Annotated in this window: 11 protein-coding genes; 3 read left to right on the top strand and 8 right to left on the bottom strand. The window is 65.2% G+C overall.

Features of this window, described 5'->3' with window-relative positions:
• Positions 1-14: 14 nt before the first annotated feature.
• Positions 15-1,448 (bottom strand): short-chain fatty acid transporter, encoded by a 1,434-nt coding sequence (locus tag SOM26_RS04970; protein ID WP_320451628.1) that lies wholly within the window; start codon positions 1,446-1,448, stop codon positions 15-17.
• Positions 1,449-1,670: 222 nt separating this feature from the next.
• Between SOM26_RS04970 and SOM26_RS04965 the strand changes: the two genes are divergently transcribed.
• Entirely contained in the window at positions 1,671-4,037 is a 2,367-nt protein-coding gene (locus SOM26_RS04965) for a TonB-dependent receptor (RefSeq protein WP_320451627.1), read from the top strand.
• A 108-nt stretch (positions 4,038-4,145) separates the two neighbouring features.
• Here the strand turns inward: SOM26_RS04965 and SOM26_RS04960 are convergent, their stop codons facing one another.
• From SOM26_RS04960 to SOM26_RS04950, 3 genes are all read right to left on the bottom strand, one after another.
• Positions 4,146-4,826 (bottom strand): HPP family protein, encoded by a 681-nt coding sequence (locus SOM26_RS04960; RefSeq protein ID WP_320451626.1) that lies wholly within the window; start codon positions 4,824-4,826, stop codon positions 4,146-4,148.
• A gap of 253 nt (positions 4,827-5,079) precedes the next feature.
• Positions 5,080-6,168 (bottom strand): lactonase family protein, encoded by a 1,089-nt coding sequence (locus SOM26_RS04955; protein ID WP_320451625.1) that lies wholly within the window; start codon positions 6,166-6,168, stop codon positions 5,080-5,082.
• Between the two features lie 92 nt (positions 6,169-6,260).
• Positions 6,261-8,741: a PhoX family protein gene (locus SOM26_RS04950; RefSeq protein WP_320451624.1), complete on the bottom strand. Its 2,481-nt coding sequence runs from the start codon at positions 8,739-8,741 to the stop codon at positions 6,261-6,263.
• A gap of 440 nt (positions 8,742-9,181) precedes the next feature.
• Between SOM26_RS04950 and rplJ the strand changes: the two genes are divergently transcribed.
• The gene (gene rplJ / locus SOM26_RS04945; protein ID WP_175313710.1) at positions 9,182-9,703 is read left to right on the top strand and encodes a 50S ribosomal protein L10; all 522 of its coding nucleotides are present in this window, start codon (positions 9,182-9,184) and stop codon (positions 9,701-9,703) included.
• Positions 9,704-9,772: 69 nt separating this feature from the next.
• Positions 9,773-10,147: a 50S ribosomal protein L7/L12 gene (gene rplL, locus SOM26_RS04940; RefSeq protein WP_007403895.1), complete on the top strand. Its 375-nt coding sequence runs from the start codon at positions 9,773-9,775 to the stop codon at positions 10,145-10,147.
• A 282-nt stretch (positions 10,148-10,429) separates the two neighbouring features.
• Here rplL and SOM26_RS04935 read toward each other — a convergent pair whose 3' ends face one another.
• The 4 genes from SOM26_RS04935 to rpoB all read right to left on the bottom strand — a co-directional run bounded on the left by SOM26_RS04935 (position 10,430) and on the right by rpoB (position 21,768).
• Entirely contained in the window at positions 10,430-12,166 is a 1,737-nt protein-coding gene (locus tag SOM26_RS04935) for a hypothetical protein (RefSeq protein WP_320451623.1), read from the bottom strand.
• 600 nt (positions 12,167-12,766) lie between these two features.
• On the bottom strand, positions 12,767-12,946 hold the full coding sequence (locus SOM26_RS04930) for a hypothetical protein (protein ID WP_320451622.1): 180 nt from the start codon (positions 12,944-12,946) through the stop codon (positions 12,767-12,769).
• A gap of 272 nt (positions 12,947-13,218) precedes the next feature.
• Positions 13,219-17,505 (bottom strand): DNA-directed RNA polymerase subunit beta', encoded by a 4,287-nt coding sequence (gene rpoC, locus SOM26_RS04925; protein WP_320451621.1) that lies wholly within the window; start codon positions 17,503-17,505, stop codon positions 13,219-13,221.
• Between the two features lie 84 nt (positions 17,506-17,589).
• Positions 17,590-21,768, bottom strand: coding sequence for a DNA-directed RNA polymerase subunit beta (gene rpoB / locus SOM26_RS04920; protein WP_320451620.1), 4,179 nt, complete (start codon positions 21,766-21,768; stop codon positions 17,590-17,592).
• Between the last annotated feature and the right edge of the window lie 278 nt (positions 21,769-22,046).

The raw sequence follows: 22,046 nt of genomic DNA, 5'->3' as shown, positions 1-22,046 counted from the left end.
GTCATCAGCCGCAGTCATGGCAGGACCGGCGGCTGATAAGGCAATGTGAAGGACAGCGCCCAGAGCAGGAACAGCACGACCGGCAGATGGACCAGCAGCTGCAAAAAGCTGAACCCCACGATATCACGCGCCTTCAGTCCCAATATGCCGAGCAGCGGCAGCATCCAGAACGGGTTGATGAGATTGGGCAGCGCCTCCGCCGCGTTATAGATCTGCACCGCCCAGCCGAGATGGACGTGCAGTTCGTTGGCCGCCTGCATCACATAGGGTGCCTCGAGCAGCCACTTGCCGCCGCCCGACGGCACGAAGAAGCCCAGGATCGCCGAATAGGCACCCATGGTCAGCGGAAAGGTCGCCGCCGTGTTGAGCGCGACGAAGGCGTGCGCGATCTGGTCGGCGACGCCGATCCCCGCCCCGTTCTTCGCGCCCGTCAGCATCGCGGCGATGGCGGCGTAGAAGGGATATTGGATCAGGATACCTGCCGTCGCCGGGACCGCGCGGGACAGCGCGATCAGGAAGCGCTTGGGCCGCCAGTGGAGCACCAGTCCCGCCATCAGGAACAGGAAGTTGTAGGTGTTCAGGTTGGAGATGGCGACCATCCAGTCCGCCCCCGCGAACTCCTGCACCAGCCAGCCCGCCGCCAGCAGGCCGATCAGGACAGTGACGAGCGGCGCATGTTCCAGCCATTCGCCCGGCTGGGTGCGCGGTGGCAGGGCGTCGTCCTCGCGCGCCGGGTCGATGCCCATGTCCTGCGCCGTGACGGCCGCCTCGCGACCGGGGGCGGAGGCCATGGCGATGACGGTCGACAGGACGACCAGCACGCCCGCGATCAGCATCGACTGCCACAGGAAGATCGTCTGGCTGAACGGGATGACGCCGGTGATGGGCAGCAGCGCAGGCGGCAGGCTGGCCGGGTTCGCCTGCAACTGCGCCGCCGAGGAGGAGAGCCCCATCGCCCAGGTCGCGCCCAGCCCCAGATACGCCGCCGCCCCCGCCGCGCGGTAATCCATGCGCAGGTCAAGGCGGCGGGCACAGGCACGCGCCAGCAGCCCGCCGAAGATCAGGCTCAATCCCCAGCTGAGCAGCGAGGACAGCATCGTCGCCAGCGCGATCATCCCGATCGCCCCCCGTGCGCTGCGCGGCCGCTTTGCCAGCCAGTCGATCAGCCGCTGCACCGGCGCGGAGGTGGCGACGACGTATCCGCCGATCGTCACGAACGCCATCTGCATGGTGAAGGGAATGAGCGTCCAGAAACCGTCGCCGAAGCTCTTGGCCACCGTGGGGGCGGAGGCTCCGTTGGCCAGCGCCGCGACCGCCACCACGACGACCGCGATGGCGACGAAGATGAAGGCATCGGGGAACCACCGCTCGGCCCAGCCGGTGAAGCGCAGGGCGATCCGCGCCAGCATACCCTCGCCCGCCGCCCGTTGCGTTCGTCCGTCCGCCATGCCGCTCCCCTTTCTGTTGCACCGTCGAAACGGCCGCAGCGCCAGAATGCGGCAAAGGATCGAACGTTGCACGGCCCCGCGCATACGCTTTCGCCCGATAGTGTGACATGCCCGCATCACCTCTGTCACGCGAGCGCCATAATGCATCCCTAACCGCCCGGCCTACCGGGAGAATAGCAATTAGTCGGGCGCCATGAACGCCCGCCGGAGCGTGGGGAATATATGAAGTCCGTTATCAAGACCGCGGCGCTGCTGGGCGCCGCGTGGGGTACGCTGGCCGCCGTGCCGGCCATGGCGCAGACCGCCGATCAGGGCGCAACCACCGCCGCCGCCGCAGAGGCGCAGGGCGAGCAGCAGGGCCTGGGCGACGTCGTCGTCACCGCCGAGCGCCGTTCGGAAAGCCTGAACCGCGTGCCGGTGTCGGTCGGCGTGGTCAGCGGGTCGAACCTGCGCACCTTCCAGCAGGGTGGCGAGGATATCCTGGCGCTGTCGGGCCGCGTCCCCGGCCTGTATGCCGAGACGACGACCGGGCGTATCTTCCCGCGTTTCTACATTCGCGGCCTGGGCAATATCGACTTCTATCTCGGCGCGTCGCAGCCGGTGTCGATCATCCAGGACGATGTGGTCCTGGAGCATGTCGTGCTGAAGTCGAACCCGGTGTTCGACGTCGACCAGGTCGAAGTGCTGCGCGGTCCGCAGGGCTCGCTGTTCGGTCGCAACACGACCGCGGGCATCATCAAGTTCGACACGATCAAGCCGACGCAGACCTTCCAGAGCCGCGCGACCGCCTCGATCGGCAGCTATAACACGATCAGCATGGATGCCGGTGTCGGCGGCCCGCTGATCCGCGACGTGCTGGCCTTCCGCCTGTCGGCCTTGGTGCAGCACCGCGACAACTGGGTCGACAACACCTATTCGGGCAACAGCTTCGACGGCACGCTGACCCCGAAGAACAACGCCATGGGCGGCTTCACCGAGCGCGACGTGCGCCTCCAGCTGCTCCTCACCCCGACCGACACGCTGTCGTTCAACCTGTCGGGCCATGCCCGCTGGTATGACGGCACCTCGACGCTGTTCCACCGCGGTGCCCTGACGAAGGGTTCGCGCGACGTGTCGGCCGAGCCACGCGACCGCGTCGCCTATGACGAGGGTCGCGGCAACCCGCAGTCCTATGACACGCAGGGTGCCTCGTTGCGTGCCGCCTGGAATTTGGGCGCGGCCGAGCTGACCTCGATCACCGCCTATGAAACGACGGCGGGCTTCAGTAAGGGCGACACCGATGGCGGCGCTGCGGCGAATTTCCCCGTCAATGGCGTGCCGAACGGCTATGGTCTCAGCCAGGGCCAGGTTCGCGGGCTCGACCAGTGGACGCAGGAAGTCCGCCTCGCTTCGAACGGCACCGGCCCGTTCAAGTGGCAGGTCGGCGGCATCTATTTCGACAGCCGCGACATCACCGACTTCTATCAGCGCCGCTTCTTCCTGCTGCCCGCCTATAACCCCGCGGCACCGGGCAATCCGAACACGAACAATCCGGACAACTGGGTCCGCCTGCACGACGTCAACACCTCGTGGGGCGTGTTCGGCCAAGTCAGCTACCAGGCGACCGATCGCCTGACCCTGACCGCCGGTGGCCGGATCAGCGAAGACACCAAGCGGACCCAGCTGCTCAAGGCACCAGGCCGTCCCGATGGTGGCGTGCGCTATCTCGGCCGCCGCGACGTGCGCCTGTCGGACACCCAGCCCAGCTGGGACCTGTCGGCCTTGTATGAGGTCAATCCGAACCTGAACGTCTATGTCCGTGCAGCGCAGGGCTTCCGTGGCCCGACGATCCAGGGTCGCTCGGCGGTGTTCAATTCGGACTTCTCGACCGCCGGTTCGGAGACGAACCTGTCGTTCGAGACCGGCTTCAAGTCGAAGCTGTTCAACAATACGCTGCGCCTGAACGCGGCGGCCTTTGCCTACCGCGTGAAGAACATCCAGCTGAACGGCAATGATTCGGACGGCAACGGCGTGCTGCTCAACGCCAACAAGGCGGTCGCCTACGGCCTGGAAGCCGATGCCGAATGGTTGCCGGTGCGCAACCTGGCGCTGTCGGCGGGCGTCAGCTTGCTCCACTCGGAAATCCGGGACCGCAATGTCAGCGTCCAGACCTGCGGCCTGAACGGCGTGATGGTCTGCACCGTGCTGAACGGTCCGGTGACGACGCGCACGATCTTCGGGTCCAAGGCGTTCTTCGTGCCGATCAACGGCAACCCGCTGCCCAACGCGCCGGAATACAACGTCAACCTGGCGGCCAAGTATGACGTGCCGCTGGCCGATGGCGGCAAGGCGTTCATCTCGACCGACTGGAACCTGCAGGGCTATACGAACTTCGTCCTGTACCGAACCAAGGAGTTCACCTCGAACGGCAATTTCGAGGGCGGCCTGAGCGTCGGCTATTCGGCGCCGGGCGACGCCTGGAGCCTGTCGGTCTTCGCGCGCAACATCACGAACGAGAAGAACCTGAAGGGCGTGATCGAAAACTACATGGCGGCCGTGTTCAACGAGCCGCGCATCATCGGTATCTCGTTCAGCGGCAAGTATCGCTGATCGACCTGACCGGTTAATGGAGAAGGCCCGTCCCTCGGATCGAGGGGCGGGCCTTTTTGTTGGTGTGCGACTGCCGTTCCGCTCGAGCGCGGTCGAAGGCCACGCCCCTCACCCTCCGCGAGCGCCTCCGACCCTCGCTCGCGCATGTCGCTCGGCATGGGCGAGCAGCGTGTCCAGGTCCTCGCGCGCGATGTCGAAACTGTCGTGCATGTCCTCCAGCGCGGCATCGACATCCTCCGCCCGGATGCGCGCGGCATCGTCGACCGGCGGGGCGAGCGCGGGTTCGTGCGGATAGCCGCGCCCGGTCGCCCGGTGGAAGAACATGCCCAGCGCCACCAGCGCGATCGAATTGATCGCCACCGGCGCAAAGGCGAAGGCGAAGCCCGCCGCGTGGATCCCCTGGCTGCCGATCACGGCGGTCAGCGCCGCCGCCCCGCCCGGCGGATGCAGGCAGCGCGCGAGCGACATGACCAGGATCGCACCCCCGACCGCACAGCCTGCCGCCAGCGGTAGCGAGGGGATCGCCTGGAACATCGCCACCCCGACCAGCGTCGACAGGACATTGCCGCCGACCACCGACCAGGGCTGGGCCAGCGGACTGGCAGGCACGGCAAAGACCAGCACCGCCGAGGCGCCCAGCGGCGCGACGATGATCGGCAGGTCCGGGCCGAGCGAGGGCAGGCCGCCGCAGACGATGATGGTCAGCGCGATGCCGATGACCGCGCCGGTACAGGCGATCAGGCGGCCGGACAGCGTGGCTCCAGCGAGCAGGGGTTGGAAGAAGCGCATGATGGGTTTTGTCGTTGGGGGGACAATGATCGTCATGCAAGGACGTAACCCGTCATCAGGAACAACGACTTGGCTTTGGGCCCCTCCTCCCGGCAGGGGAGTTTCAGGTAAACGATGCCGGGTATCGTTTACCTGAAACTGGCTTGGGGTGGGGGCTCGGCCACGAGCGATAGCCTCGGTGAGACACCTTACCCTCCCCCATCCCCTCCCGCATGCGGGAGGGGCGTGTTACGTGGCAAGGGCTGAGCGCGCCTCAGACCTCGGCCAGGAAGACCACGCCGGGAATCGCGATGCTTCGGCGGGTCGGGGTCAAGCGGCCGTCCGGGGCGATGCGGAACGCCACGACCGTCCCCGACCGCTCATTCGCCACCAGCATCTCCCCACGCCCATCACGCAGCAGGAAGAAGCGCGGCCAATGGCCGCCGGTCGGAACATGCTGCACCAGGCTGGGCTCGCCCTTCGCATCCAAGGCGAAGACGGTGATGACGTCGGTCCCGCGATTGGAAACATAGAGCGTCCGCCCCGCCCGATCGATCGCGATATGCGCCGCGTAGGAGGCAGGCCCGCCCTCGGGCACCAGCGTCCGCTCGCCGATCGTTCGGAAACGGCCATCGGGCAGCGCCTCGAGCACAAACAGCCGGGTCTGCAACTCGCAGGCGACATAGGCGCGCGGCAGGGTCGGGTGGCGGACCATGTGGCGTGGCCCCACCCCGGCGGGCGCGACCCAGGCGATGACCGGCTCGGCCAGCGTCCGCGCGACCGGATCGAAGCGATAGGCGAAGATCGCATCCGCCCCCAGGTCGACCGAATGCAGCCAGCGCCGGTCGGGGCTGAACCCCACCCAATGCGCGTGCGGGCCCGCTTGACGCTCGGCATTGGGGCCCTTGCCCTGATGCTGAAAGACCCTGGCTTCACCCGGTACGCCGGTCTTGCGATCGAGTTGATAGAAAGCGACCGATCCGCTGGAATAATTGGCGACCGCAAGGCAGGCGGAGCTACGGTCCAGCGCGACATGGCACGGGTCCGCGCCGCCGGTCGACGCGCCACCCCGGACCTTCCAGCCGGGGCCATAGCCCTTCACCTGTCCCTCGGTCTGTTCGCGCAGCAGGTAGAAGGCGCCGCCGGGCCCGTTGCCGACCCCGTAGGAGGCGTTGACGATCCCCGTCACCGGCGCCCCCACCCGACCATCGACGATCGGGTAGATCCCCTTGCCGCCTTCATTGGCGTAGGTGCCCGCGATCAGCCGATCGCCGCCCGGCAGCCGCGCCATCGCCGGGGAAACCACCGAGCCCAGCCCGATCGCCGCCGCGCCCGCCATCACCTCACGCCGTGTCGTCGTCATGCACCTGCCCTTTCGCGTCCGCCTTGAACGCGAAAGGGGGCGGGAAGGCAATCACCTTCCCGCCCCCTCCGGCTCACGATACGCTCAGCCGATCAGATCGCGACCACGCCGCCGTCATTCTTGGTAATGACGATGGTAGCCGAACGCGGGCGGATGGTCGCCGCCGCGCTGCCGCCCTGGCTGTCGGGCCAGTTGCTGGTCGGGGCCGCCGGGCTGCTGGCATCCTCGCCCGGATGCTGGATATTGACGAAGACCGAGGTGCCGTCCGGCGTCGAGTGGATGCCGGTGATCTCGCACTGCTTCGGGCCGACCAGGAAACGCTTCAGTGTGACGCCGGGCGCCTTGCCGATGCGGGTGGTGACCGTCGCGGACGACCCGCCGGCGCTGCTGGTCACCGAGCGGGTGCCGCCATCGCCGACCCGACCGGGGATCGCGGCCAGCATCATGCAGTTGGTGACGTCGGTGAAGGCACCGTCGTCGGTCTGGATCCACATCACCGGCGTCTGCTGGCCCGCGACGTTGCTCGGCAGGCTGAACCACAGGCCGTCGGGCGACGAGAAGTCGTTGGTCGCGTCCAGCCCCGACAGGTTGATGTTGGTCGGGTCCAGGTCCGCCCCCGCGCCGAAGGCGTACACGTCCCAGGTGAAGCTGGTCGCCTCGGTCGTGTCGTTCGCTTCGCGGATGCGGATGATGTGGCCGTTGCGGTTGCCGACAGAGGTCGAGGGCGGATCGACATAGGCGCGCGGGTTGGCCGCATCGACGGCGGTCAGATTGCCCGAGGCGACCGGACGGCGCGAGGCGTTGTTGGTCAGCGTGCAGTACATCTCGCCGGTCGCCGGGTTCACGGCGGTCCATTCCGGCCGGTCCATCTTAGTCGCGCCCAGCACGTCGGCGGCGAGCCGCGTGTTGATCAGGACATCGGCCTGGTCGGCGAAGGGATAGACGCTGTTCGAGCTGGTCAGCCCGTTCTGGCCGAACACCAGCGGCATCCACATGCCGGTGCCGTCCGCGTTGAACCTGGCGACATAGAGCGTGCCGTTGTCGAGATACTTGTCGCCCACCGCCAGACGGTCGGTCGCGCTGGCGTCCGCGGCGCTCCACGGCGTCGCCGAGACGAACTTGTAGATATATTCGTTCTGCGCATCGTCGCCCATGTAGAAGGCGGGGCGGACGCCCGCGATCATCCGGCCGTTCTGGCAGCCTTCATGATTCATGCGGCCCAGTGCGGTCCGCTTGCGCGGGGTCGAAGTCGGGTTGAACGGATCGATCTCGACCACCCAGCCGAACTGGAACGGCTCGTGGCGGAAGTCGGCGGTGCCGTCGGCGGCGAGGGCCGCGTTGGCGGTCGCGTTCCAGCGGCGGAAGACCGTGCTCGACGCGTCCGACGGCGTCACCGTCGTCCAGCCATAATTGCCCGAGCGCCCCTCGGTGATGCCATAGCGGGCCAGCGAGACATTCTGCTTCGCGCTGGTCGCGGTGCGCACCGCCGCGTCACCGGCGGTACGGCGGAAATAGCCCGCCCAATTCTCTTCGTTGGTCAGATAGGTGTTCCACGCCATCGTCCCATTGGCGCAGTTGTTGATCGTGCCGCGCCCCATGCTGCCATCGGTCGAATAGACGGTCTTCAGCCAGGCCGCGCCCTTGACCGGGCCGCTGAACGCCATCGGCGTGTTGGGCGTGATACGACGGTTCAGCGCCGAGCCCTGGACATAGGCCCAGGTGCCGTTCGCACGCGTGACCTCGACCACCGAGACGCCGTGGCACTCGATCTCCTTGATCGCCTCCGATTCGGGACGCGGGCTGGGCGTCGGACCATTGGCGTGCAGATAGAGCTGGGTGATGTTCTCGTGGTTGAGGACCAGCAGGCCGCGCGTGCTGCTGTTCGGATCGGGATTGGTGCCCGTGGACGCCAGGCCGAAATAGCTCATGCCGTCATGATGGTCGCCCGCGCGCTGGGCATAGTTGGTGTCGGTGCCGTTATTGGCGAAGGCGGGCACGCTGCCGCTGATCGGATCGCCCAGGCGATAGAGCACGGTCACGCTATAGCCCGACGGCACGGTGACGATGTCGGCCAAGCTGTGCGGCACGGCGGTGAAGTCGAGCGCGATCGGGGTCACCGTGACGGTGACGGTGTTGTTGGTGACGACGCCGTCGCGGCTGGTGATCTCCAGCTTGAAGGCGAGCTGCGTCGCGGTCGCGACCGCAGGCGCGCGGAACGAGGCGACCAGCTGGTTGGCGTTGGTCAGCGTGACCGACGGGCCCGCCGTCTGGCTCCAGTTGACGTTGGCGACCTGTCCGGTGCCGACGGTGCCGGTCAGCGTGACCGGGCGGCCCGCCGCCACGCTGGCGGTGCTGCCCGCCGCGGTCGCGGTGACGCCCTGCGGGTTCTCGTCGTCGCAACCCGCCAGCAGCGCGCCGCCGAACAGCGCGGTGGTCATCGCCGACACGCCGTGGCGCAGCGTCTGGCGACGCGACAGGCGCGTGGCGATCAGATCGCTCATATGCGTGTTGGTCGAGCGGTTGGTATCGATGTCGCCATCGTCATAGGCGACCAGGTTGTTGATATCCGACATGGAAAATCCCCCGGTACCGCGCGAGGAGTGCTGCGGTCAGTGTGGCGGGCTTTGCCGCGCAACCAAGTCACGCAAGCTTCATTTCGACGTCATCTGGATGACCCTGGCATGACTCGATGATGACATAGGCTTCATCATGCGGCAGCGCTTGACTCGCCGTCCCGGCTGGCCTAACGGCAGCCCCGCATCCGGCGGGCTTGCCCGTTCGGATTCCGTCCAAGACAGCAGGTGCCGGGGAATATGCCCTAGCTTAATCTCCTGCCGAGACGGGGAAAAGGATTTTGCCGGTCGTGCCACTTGCTGGTCCCGCCCGGTCTGCCCCGCGTTTCTCACGCGTCGGTTGCCCATTCCCCATCGCTGGACACCCCGAGGGGTGGTCACACCCCCCGGTCAAGCAACCGGGATGGTCGTTCGCGGCCGTTCCAACCATGGAGAATGGCATGGATCGCGATCAAAAGACCCAGGCCGTCGCCGAACTGAACCGTAACTTCAACGAGGTCGGCGTGGTGGTCATCACCCGCAACCTCGGCATGACCGTCGCCCAGTCGACGGCCCTGCGCACGAAGATGCGGGAAGCCGGCGCGTCCTACAAGGTCTCGAAGAACCGGCTTGCCAAGATCGCAGCCCAGGGCACCGACTATGCCGGTGTCGCTGACATGCTGACGGGTCCCGTCGGCATCGCCAGCTCGATCGATCCCGTGGCCGCCGCCAAGGTGGCCGTGGATTTCGCCAAGACGACCGACAAGTTCGAGATCGTCGGCGGATCGATGGGTGCGAACGTCCTTGATGTCGCAGGCGTGCAGGCGCTGGCGACTCTGCCCTCGCTGGACGAGCTCCGGGCGAAGATTGTCGGCCTCATCGTGGCACCTGCCACGAAGCTGGCAACCATCACCCAGGCTCCCGCGGCGCAGATCGCCCGCGTCCTCGCGGCCTATGCCGACAAGGACAAGGAAGCCGCCTGATCTTCGGGCGTACACGATTGAACTGACACACTCGGGCCAATTCATGCGGCCCGTATTGGAGATAAGAACATGGCAGACCTGAACGCGCTGGTTGACCAGCTGAGCGAGCTGACCGTCCTCGAAGCCGCCGAGCTGTCGAAGATGCTCGAAGAGAAGTGGGGCGTCTCGGCCGCCGCTGCTGTTGCAGCTGCGCCTGCCGCTGGCGGCGCTGCCGCTCCGGCCGCTGAAGAGAAGACCGAATTCGACGTGATCCTCACCGGCGACGGTGGCAAGAAGATCAACGTCATCAAGGAAGTCCGCGCGATCACCGGCCTGGGCCTGACCGAAGCCAAGGCGCTGGTCGAAGGCGCTCCGAAGCCCGTCAAGGAAGGCATTGCCAAGGACGAGGCCGAGAAGATCAAGAAGCAGCTCGAAGAAGCCGGCGCGACCGTCGAGCTCAAGTAATCGGACTGCGGGGGAGCAACCCCCGCACCCGTTCGCTTGGCGAGCTGAAAGAAAGGGCGGCCCCTTTGCGGGGTCGCCCTTTTCTTTTGGGCGATGGCCCGATCAATGCCAGCGTCCGCTCGTCAGAATCCCGAAGTTTAGCGAGGATCAATGCTCCCCCGAAATTCCTCCCCTGTAAGGGGGGCGGTGGAGAGGTGTCGCTGGTCGCGAGATTTGACCACTTGCTCAGGCGAGGACACCTTCGGCCTGCCATCTCGCCTTTGAGATGAATGTCGACTGGCCCTAGATTCTCGACCAAGGCTGCCGCTGTCGCATGTCGAGGCGACAGACCTGACGCAGTCCATGGCGCGCCAGATAGCGCGCCACTCGCGCGTCGTAATCGCCCCGCAGCGGGTCGGCGAAATTCCAGTCCGGCGGGTTGAAGGTCGAAAAGCCGTTGATCGTCGGCACCCGCCACTGCTCGGCCAGGAACATCGCATCGACATTGTGCGGGTACAGCGCGTTCAACTCGGCATTGATGTAGGTCCGCTCACCCACTCGCGACGCGACGACATAGAAGCTCGCGCAACCTGACGGCGGCGGCGGGATCGCGTCGAGCGCGGCACGCTGTTCGCGGCGACTGAGCTGGGCGGCGGTTTCCGCACTCAGATTCTCGGCCATCAGCAGCGCGACGATCGCCACGCCCCACCAAGGCCGGGTACGCAACAGCGCCGCCATCCGCGCGCGCCAGGCAAAGACCATGATCAGCAGGAACGGCAGCGTCAGCCACAGCTGGTAACGCGATACGACCCGCAGGCCCTTGGCGCCGGGCACCAGGAAGAAGACGAGGTTCCACGGCGATGCGACCCAGAATTGCAGCGTTAACGCCCAGGCAACGACCATCGCCAGCGTAAAGGCGCGCCACGTCACCGAGGGGATTCCCCCCTCACCCACCGGATAACGGCGAAGGATGCGCCACGCGGCGATGACGAGCAGGATGCAGAAGACGGGCGGGAACCCCACCTCATGCTCGCCGCGCAACACCCGGCCGGGCAGTGCGGGATCGTCGGGTAGCAGCTGGTGCACCAACGCCAGCAATGGGCGGAACAGCCACCCCCACAGGTAATTGTCGGGCCCGACATTGACCATGTCGATCACCGGCGTGACGAGATAACCGAGCATCTCATAATAGCCCTCGCCCCCCGTCTCGCGCAGCTTGGGCAGATAGACGGCGAGGAACGGCAGGATCAGCACCGCAAAGCTGCCCAGCCCCCAGGCGATCGTGCCCGCATGGCGGCGGACCAGCCCCAGCATCGCCGACGGCCGAGCATGATCGCTCAGGATCGCCCAGCACAGGACGAACAGGCACGCGGAGAAGATCGTGAACCAGGCCATGTAATAAGAGGTCATCAGCCAGGCCGCCATCAACGCGGCGAGTGCGACGGCCATCTCTCGCGCACGGCGGCGGCGACCGCCGATCTCGGCGCGGACGCAGGCGATCGCCAGCAGCATGGCGACCGGCAATAGCGCGACGCTTTGCAACTGGGCGTGGACCGCCTGGAGCGAGATGTTGCTCGCGATCGTAAAGCCCGCCGCGACGAACAGCCCCGCGCCGCGCCCCCATCCCAGGCCGCGCCGGACCAGCGCATAGGCGCCGACGAAACCGATCGCCTTGAAGGTCAGGATGTTCAGCGTGTCGGCGTGAAACGGATCCGCCAGCATCCGCCAGACGGAGTAGGACAGGCCATAGAGGAAATAGCCGTCATTATACCCCAGCGTGTCGCCATAGGGATGGAAGTAGAAACCGCGGTCCCATAGCGACACCCCCGCCCAGACATTGCGCCAATGCTCGAGGATGGTCATCTCGATCAGCGCATCGCCACGCTCGCCGAAACCCAGGTCGAAGCCGCTGGCGATCGGGACGCGGAAGACGACGAACAGGGCCAGCGCGAAAGTCGCCAACCACAGGGCGGCAAAGGCGAATGATCGGGTCGAGCGGGATGACCAGAGCGGCAAGAGGGTCGAACGGATGGTCGTCATGCCGGTCGCCTAGGCACCGTCCCAATGGCTGTCGAGCGCCGCTTTTCGGGTGTCGTGGGACAGGGAAGATTTGCCGTGGAGTTCCAGCGACATGGCTTTTTGGAGGCTGAGCGATCGTCAATATCGGCGCGCCGCCACATGATCGAGAGGAGCGCGACGCCGTCAGGTCTGCGATCGGGATGATATGGGATGACGTTTGGAAGCCCGCGACATCAGGCAGGATAAGATTGCCGCGTTCGCCCCATGGCTTCAGCCGCTCGACGGCTGTCCTGACCCTGCAAAGAGTGGGGGTTGTCCGTGAGGATGGCGAAGAGGCGTCCCCGGACCTTCGTAAAGTCGCCCTCTCCGGCTCGAAATCCCTCCGGCGATTTTATGCGCCAACACCTCCTCTTGAAGGTTTGAACGGTCCCATACCGGTCGATTGATCACGCAAAACAGCGACAGATAGGGAAGAAAGCTCGAATCGCTTTGGGCATCTGAAAGCGCCGAATTGGCGAAACCGGGTGATCCCGTTTCTTGGCCGATCGGGGCCGAATTGCACAGGTTCCGACACAAGGGGTCGGACTGCCCCACCCCAATTTTTGGAGGGGGCAGTTCGACTTACTCTGCCGCTTCGATCACTGCGCCCGATTGGGGCTGGCTATAGACGCGGTCCAGATAGTGGTTCGCGATGATGTAATGCGCTCGAACCGCGGCAGGGTGGGTCGCCTTCTGGGCCAGTTCGAGTTCGGTTTCGGCACGTTGGTAGAAATAGTCTTCGTCAATCTCAAGCGACGTCATTTCAGGTCTCCGGGGCCCCATCGGCACGCCAATAACCCGCGCGCGTCCGGGATCTTCTCCAATATTCGTATATGGTTGGGAGGGCATTTCGGTTCCCGCTTCTCGGCCCTGCGCGCCCTCCATTCGGCGCAAAACCGCTGATTTGCACGTTACAAATCATGACCCGCAACCGGGGCCGTGTTCCACCTCAAAAAGCAATCGGATCGGCGTCAAAAAAAGCCGCCGCCCGGTTGCCCGGACGGCGGCCCTTGTGTTCCGATCCGTCAGCCGGATCAGTCGTTCAGATACTCACCGGCATCGGCGTCCGTGCCCTGGCCCGAGGGCGCAACCTCGGCCAGCGGATCGTTGCCGGTGCCGCCTGCGTCGCGCACCGAACGCGCCTGTTCGGCGGCACGCTCTTCGGCGGCGGTGACCGGGGCGATGATCGCCTCGGCCAGCTTGCGCTGCTGCGCACGGAGCGCCGCGTCGCGGCTGGATGCCGCCACGCGCAGGCGGTTCATGCCCGCACCGGTACCCGCCGGGATCAGGCGGCCGACGATGACATTCTCCTTCAGGCCCATCAGCGTGTCCTGCTTGCCCTGGACCGCCGCCTCGGTGAGGACGCGGGTGGTTTCCTGGAACGACGCGGCCGAGATGAAGCTGCGGGTCTGCAGGCTCGCCTTGGTGATGCCGAGCAGGACGGGCTTGCCCTGCGCACGTACTTCATTGGCGCCGAGCTTTTCGTTGATCGCGTCCATTTCCTCGCGATCGACCTGCTCGCCCTTCAGCAGCGTGGTGTCGCCGCCGTCGGTGATCTCGACCTTCTGCAACATCTGACGAACGATCGTCTCGATGTGCTTGTCGTTGATCTTCACGCCCTGGAGTCGATAGACTTCCTGGATTTCGCTGACCAGATACTCGGCCAGCGGCTCCACGCCCATCGTTTCCAGAATGTCGTGCGGATCGGGCGAACCGCCGATCAGGTTGTCGCCACGCTTGACGTAGTCGCCTTCCTGAACGTCGATCACCTTCGACTTGGGCACCAGATACTCGACGACCTCGCCGCCATCCTCGGGCTGGATGCCGATCTTGCGCTTCGCCTTGTAATCCTTGCCGAACACCACGCGGCCCGAGACCTTGGCGATGATCGCCGAGTCCTTCGGAATACGCGCCTCGAACAGCTCGGCGACGCGCGGCAGACCGCCGGTGATGTCGCGGGTCTTGGCCGATTCGCGCGCGACACGTGCCAGAACGTCACCGCCCTGCACATGTGCGCCGTCCTCGACCGAGAGCGTCGCGCCCGGCGCCAGCATGTAGCGACCGGCCTCGCCCGAATTGTCGTCGAGCAGGGTCATGCGCGGACGCAGATCCTCCTTCGACTTGGTCGAGGCGCGATATTCGGTGACGACGCGCTGGGCGATACCCGTGGCTTCGTCGACCTGCTCGGTCAGGGTCTTGCCCTCGATCAGATCCTGGAACTTCACCGTACCGGGGTTTTCGGTGATCACCGGCATGGTGAACGGATCCCACTCGGCCATGCGATCGCCCTTCGACACGATGTGGCCATCGTCGAACAGGACATACGCACCGTAGGGGATACGGTCGACCGACAGTTCGCGGCCGTCCATGTCGACGATCGCGATCTCGCCCGAACGGCTCAGCACCACGCGGCGACCACGCTGGTCGGCGATCAGGCGAAGGTCGCGGAACTGGACGACACCGTCCACCGCCGCTTCCAGGTTCGACTGCTCGTTCAACTGCGCCGCACCACCGATGTGGAAGGTACGCATCGTCAGCTGCGTACCCGGCTCACCGATCGACTGCGCCGCGATGACGCCGACCGCTTCGCCGATGTTCACCGGCGTACCGCGAGCGAGGTCACGGCCATAGCACTTGCCGCAGACACCGATCTTCGATTCGCAGACCAGCGGGCTGCGGATCTTGACCGACTGGGTGTTCGCCGCCTCGATCCGCGCGACCATCGGCTCGTCGAGCAGGACGCCCGATGCGATGATGACTTCGCCGGTCTTGGCGTTGACGATGTCCTCGGCCGTGGTGCGCCCCAAGATACGCTCGCCAAGCGACGCGATGGTCGAGCCGCCCTGCACGATCGCCTTCATCTCGAGGGCGCGGGTCGTGCCGCAATCCTCTTCGATGATGACGCAGTCCTGCGACACGTCCACCAGACGGCGGGTCAGGTAACCCGAGTTCGCCGTCTTCAGTGCCGTATCGGCCAGGCCCTTACGCGCGCCGTGGGTCGAGTTGAAGTATTCAAGAACGGTCAGACCTTCCTTGAAGTTCGAGATGATCGGCGTTTCGATGATCTCGCCCGACGGCTTGGCCATCAGGCCGCGCATACCCGCCAGCTGCTTGATCTGCGCGGGGCTACCACGTGCACCCGAGTGGGCCATCATGTAGATCGAGTTGATCGGCTTTTCGCGGCCGACCATCGGGCCGTCCTCGTAATGCCGGACCGCCTTGATCTCGTTCATCATCGAGTTCGCGACCTGGTCGCCGCAACGGCTCCAGGCGTCGATCACCTTGTTGTACTTCTCCTGCTGCGTGATCAGGCCGTCCTGATACTGCTGCTCGAAGTCCTTCACCTGATCGCGCGTCTCGTCGACCAGACGATCCTTGTCCGGTGCGATGATCATGTCGTCCTTGCCGAACGAGATGCCGGCGCGGAACGCGTGACGGAAGCCCAGCGACATGATCGCGTCGGCGAACAGCACGGTCTCCTTCTGGCCGGTGTGACGATACACCTCGTCGATCACCTCGCCGACGTCCTTCTTGGTCAGGACGCGGTTGACGATGTCGAAGGGCACCTTGTGGCTCTTCGGCAGCGTCTCGCCCAGCAGCATGCGGCCCGGCGTCGTCTCGAAGCGCTTGAGATACTGGTTGCCCTGCTCATCGGTCTGCGGAACGCGGCTGATGATCTTGGTGTGCAGCGTGACGGCACCGGCGAAGAGGGCCTGATGGACCTCCTCCATGTCCGCCAGCATCATGCCCTCGCCCGGTTCCTTCTGCTTTTCGAGCGAGAGGTAGTACAGGCCCAGCACCATGTCCTGCGACGGCACGATGATCGGCTTGCCGTTGGCGGGCGACAGGATGTTGTTGGTCGACATCATCAGGACGCGCGCTTCCAGCTGCGCTTCCAGCGACAACGGAACGTGCACGGCCATCTGGTCGCCGTCGAAGTCGGCGTTGAACGCCGAGCAGACCAGCGGATGGAGCTGGATCGCCTTGCCCTCGATCAGCACCGGCTCAAACGCCTGGATGCCCAGACGGTGGAGCGTCGGCGCGCGGTTCAGCATGACCGGATGCTCACGGATCACCTCGTCCAGGATGTCCCAGACCTCCTTGCGCTCCTTCTCGACCCACTTCTTGGCCTGCTTCAGGGTCATCGACAGACCCTTGGCGTCCAGACGGGCATAGATGAACGGCTTGAACAGCTCGAGCGCCATCTTCTTCGGCAGGCCGCACTGGTGCAGCTTCAACTCCGGACCGGTCACGATGACCGAACGACCCGAATAGTCGACGCGCTTGCCGAGCAGGTTCTGGCGGAAGCGGCCCTGCTTGCCCTTGAGCATGTCGGACAGCGACTTCAGCGGACGCTTGTTGGCGCCCGTGATCGTGCGGCCGCGACGGCCGTTGTCGAACAGCGCGTCGACGGCCTCCTGCAACATGCGCTTTTCGTTGCGGACGATGATGTCCGGCGCACGCAGCTCCATGAGACGCTTCAGGCGGTTGTTGCGGTTGATGACGCGGCGATACAGGTCGTTCAGATCCGAGGTCGCGAAGCGGCCACCGTCCAGCGGCACCAGTGGGCGCAGCTCGGGCGGGATGACCGGAATGACTTCCAGGATCATCCATTCGGGACGGTTGCCCGATTCCAGGAAGCTCTCGACGACCTTCAGCCGCTTGATGATCTTCTTGGGCTTCAGCTCCGACTTGGTCGTCGCCAGCTCTTCGAGCAGCGTGACCTTCTCGCCTTCCAGGTCGAGATTCTCGAGCATGATGCGGACCGCTTCCGCACCGATCCCGGCCGAGAAGGCGTCCTCGCCATATTCATCCTGCGCGTCGAGCAGCTCGTCCTCGGTGAGAAGCTGATACTTCTCCAGCGGGGTCAGGCCCGGCTCGATGACGATATAGGCTTCGAAGTACAGCACGCGCTCGAGCTGCTTCAACTGCATGTCGAGCAGCAGGCCGATGCGGCTCGGCAGCGACTTCAGGAACCAGATGTGCGCGACGGGGGCGGCCAGTTCGATATGGCCCATCCGCTCGCGGCGGACCTTCGACACCGTAACCTCGACACCGCACTTTTCGCAGACGATGCCCTTGTACTTCATGCGCTTGTACTTGCCGCACAAGCATTCGTAATCCTTGATCGGACCGAAAATGCGCGCGCAGAACAGGCCGTCACGTTCCGGCTTGAACGTGCGATAGTTGATCGTCTCGGGCTTCTTGATCTCGCCGAACGACCAGGAACGGATCTTGTCGGGCGACGCGATGCCGATCTGAATCTGGTCGAAGGTTTCCGGCTTGGCCACCGGATTGGCGAAGTTGGTCAGTTCGTTCATTTTGCTTTCCTCACAGGGAGGGAAAATTCATCGGGCGAGCGAGAAAGGCGCCGGTGGGGCAGGTGGCCCCACCGGCTCCGTATCTTACTCCGCCGCCTCGGCCAGACCGTCGTCCTGGGTTTCTTCGACCGTCTTGAGGTCGACGTTGAGACCCAGCGAGCGCATTTCCTTGACCAGCACGTTGAAGCTCTCCGGAATGCCGGCCTCGAAGGTGTCGTCGCCCTTGACGATCGCTTCGTAGACCTTGGTGCGGCCGACCACGTCGTCCGACTTCACCGTCAGCATTTCCTGGAGCGTGTACGCCGCGCCATAAGCCTGCAGCGCCCACACTTCCATCTCACCGAAGCGCTGGCCACCGAACTGCGCCTTACCGCCCAGCGGCTGCTGGGTGACGAGGCTGTACGGGCCGATCGAACGCGCGTGGATCTTGTCGTCGACCAGATGGTGCAGCTTGAGCATGTAGATGATGCCCACGGTCACCTTGCGGTCGAACTGATCGCCCGTGCGCCCGTCGAACAGGTCCGACTGGCCCGAGGTGTGCAGACCGGCCAGCTCCAGCATCTCCGACACGTCGCTCTCACGCGCGCCGTCGAACACCGGGGTCCCCATCGGCACGCCGGTGCGGATGTTCTGGACCAGCTCGGCCACTTCCTCGTCATCGCGCTTCTGGATGTCCGCGGCATAGTGATCGCCGTAGATTTCCACGAGGCGCGACTTCACCGCTTCCGGCACTGCGCCCGGCTTGGCGTCGGGATTGGCTTCACGCCAATCCTCCAGCTGCGCCGCGACCTGCATACCCAGGTTGCGCGCCGCCCAGCCAAGGTGCGTCTCGAAGATCTGACCGACGTTCATGCGCGACGGCACGCCCAGCGGGTTCAGCACGAGATCGACCGGCGTACCGTCCGCGAGGAAGGGCATATCCTCCTGCGGCAGGATGCGGCTGATGACGCCCTTGTTACCGTGACGGCCGGCCATCTTGTCGCCCGGCTGCAGCTTGCGCTTCACCGCGACGAAGACCTTGACCATCTTCAGCACGCCCGGCGGCAGCTCGTCACCACGCTCCAGCTTGTCGCGGCGGTCGTGGAACTTGTCCGTGATCCGCTTGGCGGCTTCGTCATACTGCGCCTTGACCGCTTCCAGATCGCTCTGGCGCGCATCGTCGGCGACGGCAAACTTCCACCATTCGTGACGATCGACCGATTCCAGCACCTCGGCATCGATGACGATGCCCTTCTTCACGCCCTTGGGCGCTGCGGTGGCGGTCTGGTCGAGCAGCATCTCGCGCAGGCGACTCCAGGTCGCCCGGTTGAGGATCGTACGCTCGTCGTCGGCGTCCTTCTTCAGGCGCTCGATCTCTTCGCGCTCGATCGCCATCGCGCGCTCGTCCTTGTCAATGCCGTGACGATTGAAGACGCGCACGTCGACGATCGTACCGGCGACGCCCGGCGGCAGGCGGAGCGAGGTGTCGCGCACGTCGCTGGCCTTTTCACCAAAGATCGCGCGGAGGAGCTTTTCCTCCGGCGTCATCGGCGATTCGCCCTTCGGCGTGATCTTGCCGACCAGGATGTCGCCCGGCTCCACCTCGGCCCCGACATAGACGATGCCCGCCTCGTCGAGGTTGCGCAGCGCCTCTTCACCCACGTTCGGAATGTCGCGAGTGATGTCTTCCGGCCCGAGCTTGGTGTCGCGCGCCATGACTTCGAACTCGTCGATATGGATCGACGTGAACACGTCGTCCTTCACGATCCGCTCGGAGATGAGGATCGAGTCCTCATAATTGTAGCCGTTCCAGGGCATGAACGCGACGAGCGCGTTGCGGCCCAGCGCCAGCTCGCCGAACTCGGTCGAGGGACCGTCGGCGATCACGTCACCGGCGTTGACCACGTCACCCACCTTCACCAGCGGACGCTGGTTGATGCAGGTCGACTGGTTCGAGCGCTGGAACTTCATCAGTGTGTAGATATCGACGCCCGACTTGCCCGCATCGACCTCACCGGTCGCACGAACCACGATACGCGCCGCATCGACCTGGTCGACGATACCGGCACGCTTCGCCGCGATCGCCGCGCCCGAGTCGCGGGCCACGGTCTCTTCCATGCCGGTGCCGACGAAGGGCGCTTCCGCCTTCACCAGCGGCACGGCCTGACGCTGCATGTTCGAGCCCATGAGCGCGCGGTTGGCGTCGTCGTTTTCCAGGAACGGAATGAGCGAGGCGGCGACCGAGACGAGCTGCTTGGGGCTGACGTCCATCAGGGTGATCTGATCGGGCAGCGCCATCAGGAATTCGCCCGCCTGACGCGCCGAGACCAGATCCTCGACGAAGCGGCCTTCCTCGTCCGTCGCGGCCGAAGCCTGGGCGACGGTGTGCTTCTGCTCTTCCATCGCCGACAGGTACACGACCTCGTCGCTGACCTTGCCGTCCAGCACCTTGCGGTACGGCGTCTCGATGAAGCCGTACTTGTTGACGCGGGCGAAGGTCGACAGCGAGTTGATCAGACCGATGTTCGGGCCTTCCGGCGTTTCGATCGGGCAGATGCGGCCATAATGGGTCGGGTGAACGTCGCGGACTTCGAAGCCTGCACGCTCACGCGTCAGACCGCCCGGCCCGAGCGCCGAAACACGACGCTTGTGCGTTACTTCGGAGAGCGGGTTGGTCTGGTCCATAAACTGCGACAGCTGCGACGAACCGAAGAACTCGCGCACCGCGGCGACCGCGGGCTTGGCGTTGATCAGGTCGTTCGGCATCACCGTCGACACGTCGACCGACGACATGCGCTCTTTGACCGCACGCTCCATGCGCAGCAGGCCGACGCGGTACTGGTTCTCCAGCAGCTCGCCCACCGAACGCACGCGGCGGTTGCCGAGATTGTCGATATCGTCGATCTCGCCCTTGCCGTCCTTCAGGTCGACCAGCGTCTTGACGACCGCGAGGATGTCCTCGGTGCGCAGCGTCGTCACCGTGTCCGGGCAGTCGAGGTCGAGGCGCATGTTCAGCTTGACGCGACCCACGGCCGACAGGTCGTAGCGATCGGGATCGAAGAACAGGCCGGCGAACAGCGACTCCGCCGTCTCCAGTGTCGGCGGCTCGCCGGGGCGCATCACGCGGTAGATGTCGGACAGCGCCTGCTCACGCTCTTCGGCCTTGTCGGCCTTCAGCGTGTTGCGGATCCACGGACCGGTCGCGACATGGTCGATGTCGAGCAGCTCGATCGTGTCGACGCCCGCCTTGTCCAGCGCTTCCAGATTCTCGGCGCTGATCTCGTCACCGGCTTCGACATAGATCTCGCCGGTCTGCTCGTTGATCAGGTCGTACGCGCTGTAGCGGCCGAAGATCTCTTCCGTGGGGATCAGCAGCTGCGACAGGCCGTCCTTGGCCGCCTTGTTGGCGGCACGCGGGCTGATCTTCTGACCGGCCGGGAACACGACCTCGCCCGAGCTGGCGTCGACGATGTCGAACATCGGCTTGGCGCCGCGCCAGTTCTCGGCCTGGAACGGGATCTTCCAGCCGCCGTCGCCGCGAACGAAGGTCAGGCGGTTGTAGAAATAGTTGAGAATCTCTTCCGAGTTCATGCCCAGCGCATAGAGCAGCGCCGTCACCGGCAGCTTGCGCTTGCGGTCGATACGGACGTTGACGATGTCCTTGGCGTCGAACTCGAAGTCCAGCCACGAACCGCGATACGGGATCACGCGCGCGGCGAAGAGGTACTTGCCCGAAGCATGGGTCTTGCCGCGGTCATGGTCGAACAGCACGCCCGGCGAACGGTGCATCTGGCTGACGATGACGCGCTCGGTGCCGTTGATGAAGAAGGTGCCGTTCTCCGTCATCAGGGGCATGTCGCCCATGTAGACGTCCTGCTCCTTGATATCGATGACCGACTTGGCCTCGGTATCGGGATCAACCTCGAACGCGGTCAGGCGCAGGGTGACGCGCATCGGCGCGGCATAGGTGATGCCCCGCTGGCGGCATTCCTCGACGTCGAACTTCGGATCCTCGAGGACATAGTCGTCGAAGTCGAGATAGGCGGTGCCGGCGAAATCCTGGATCGGGAAGACGCTGCGCAGCGTCTTTTCCAGCCCCGAGACATGGCCCGTGGACTTGTCCGAACGCAGGAACTGTTCGTAGCTTTCGCGCTGAACCTCGATCAGGTTCGGCATCTGCACCACTTCGTGGATGTTGCCGAACACCTTGCGGATACGCCGCTTGGCGGTGCCGCCATCGCCCTTGCGCGGGGCGGAGCCGCTGTCGATCGCCTTGGTTGCCATGGGTCTGTCTGCCTCGTCAGCCGTAAATCACTGCCCGGATGCCTCCGGACCAGACGCAACGACAGACGCCGAAAGGCCGCTCGCAAGTGTCTGCGGCGGCATCCGGCGTCTGCTGAACCAGCAATCTTCCATTCGACCGACACGCTGCGCGAAGGCGCATCATTTCCCGAAGATTGTGGTGGATGATCCCGATATAGGCGCCGGGACCCGCCGTGTCAAACGGGGACACGCGCGCCCACGGGGAAAGTTCCGCCGCGCGCCGCCTCTGCCATATATTG

The organism is Sphingomonas sp. CFBP8993, from assembly GCF_034044895.1.
GTDB lineage: Bacteria > Pseudomonadota > Alphaproteobacteria > Sphingomonadales > Sphingomonadaceae > Sphingomonas.
Note: the sequence above shows the minus strand (reverse complement) of the source record. Positions and strands in the feature narration are given on the sequence as shown.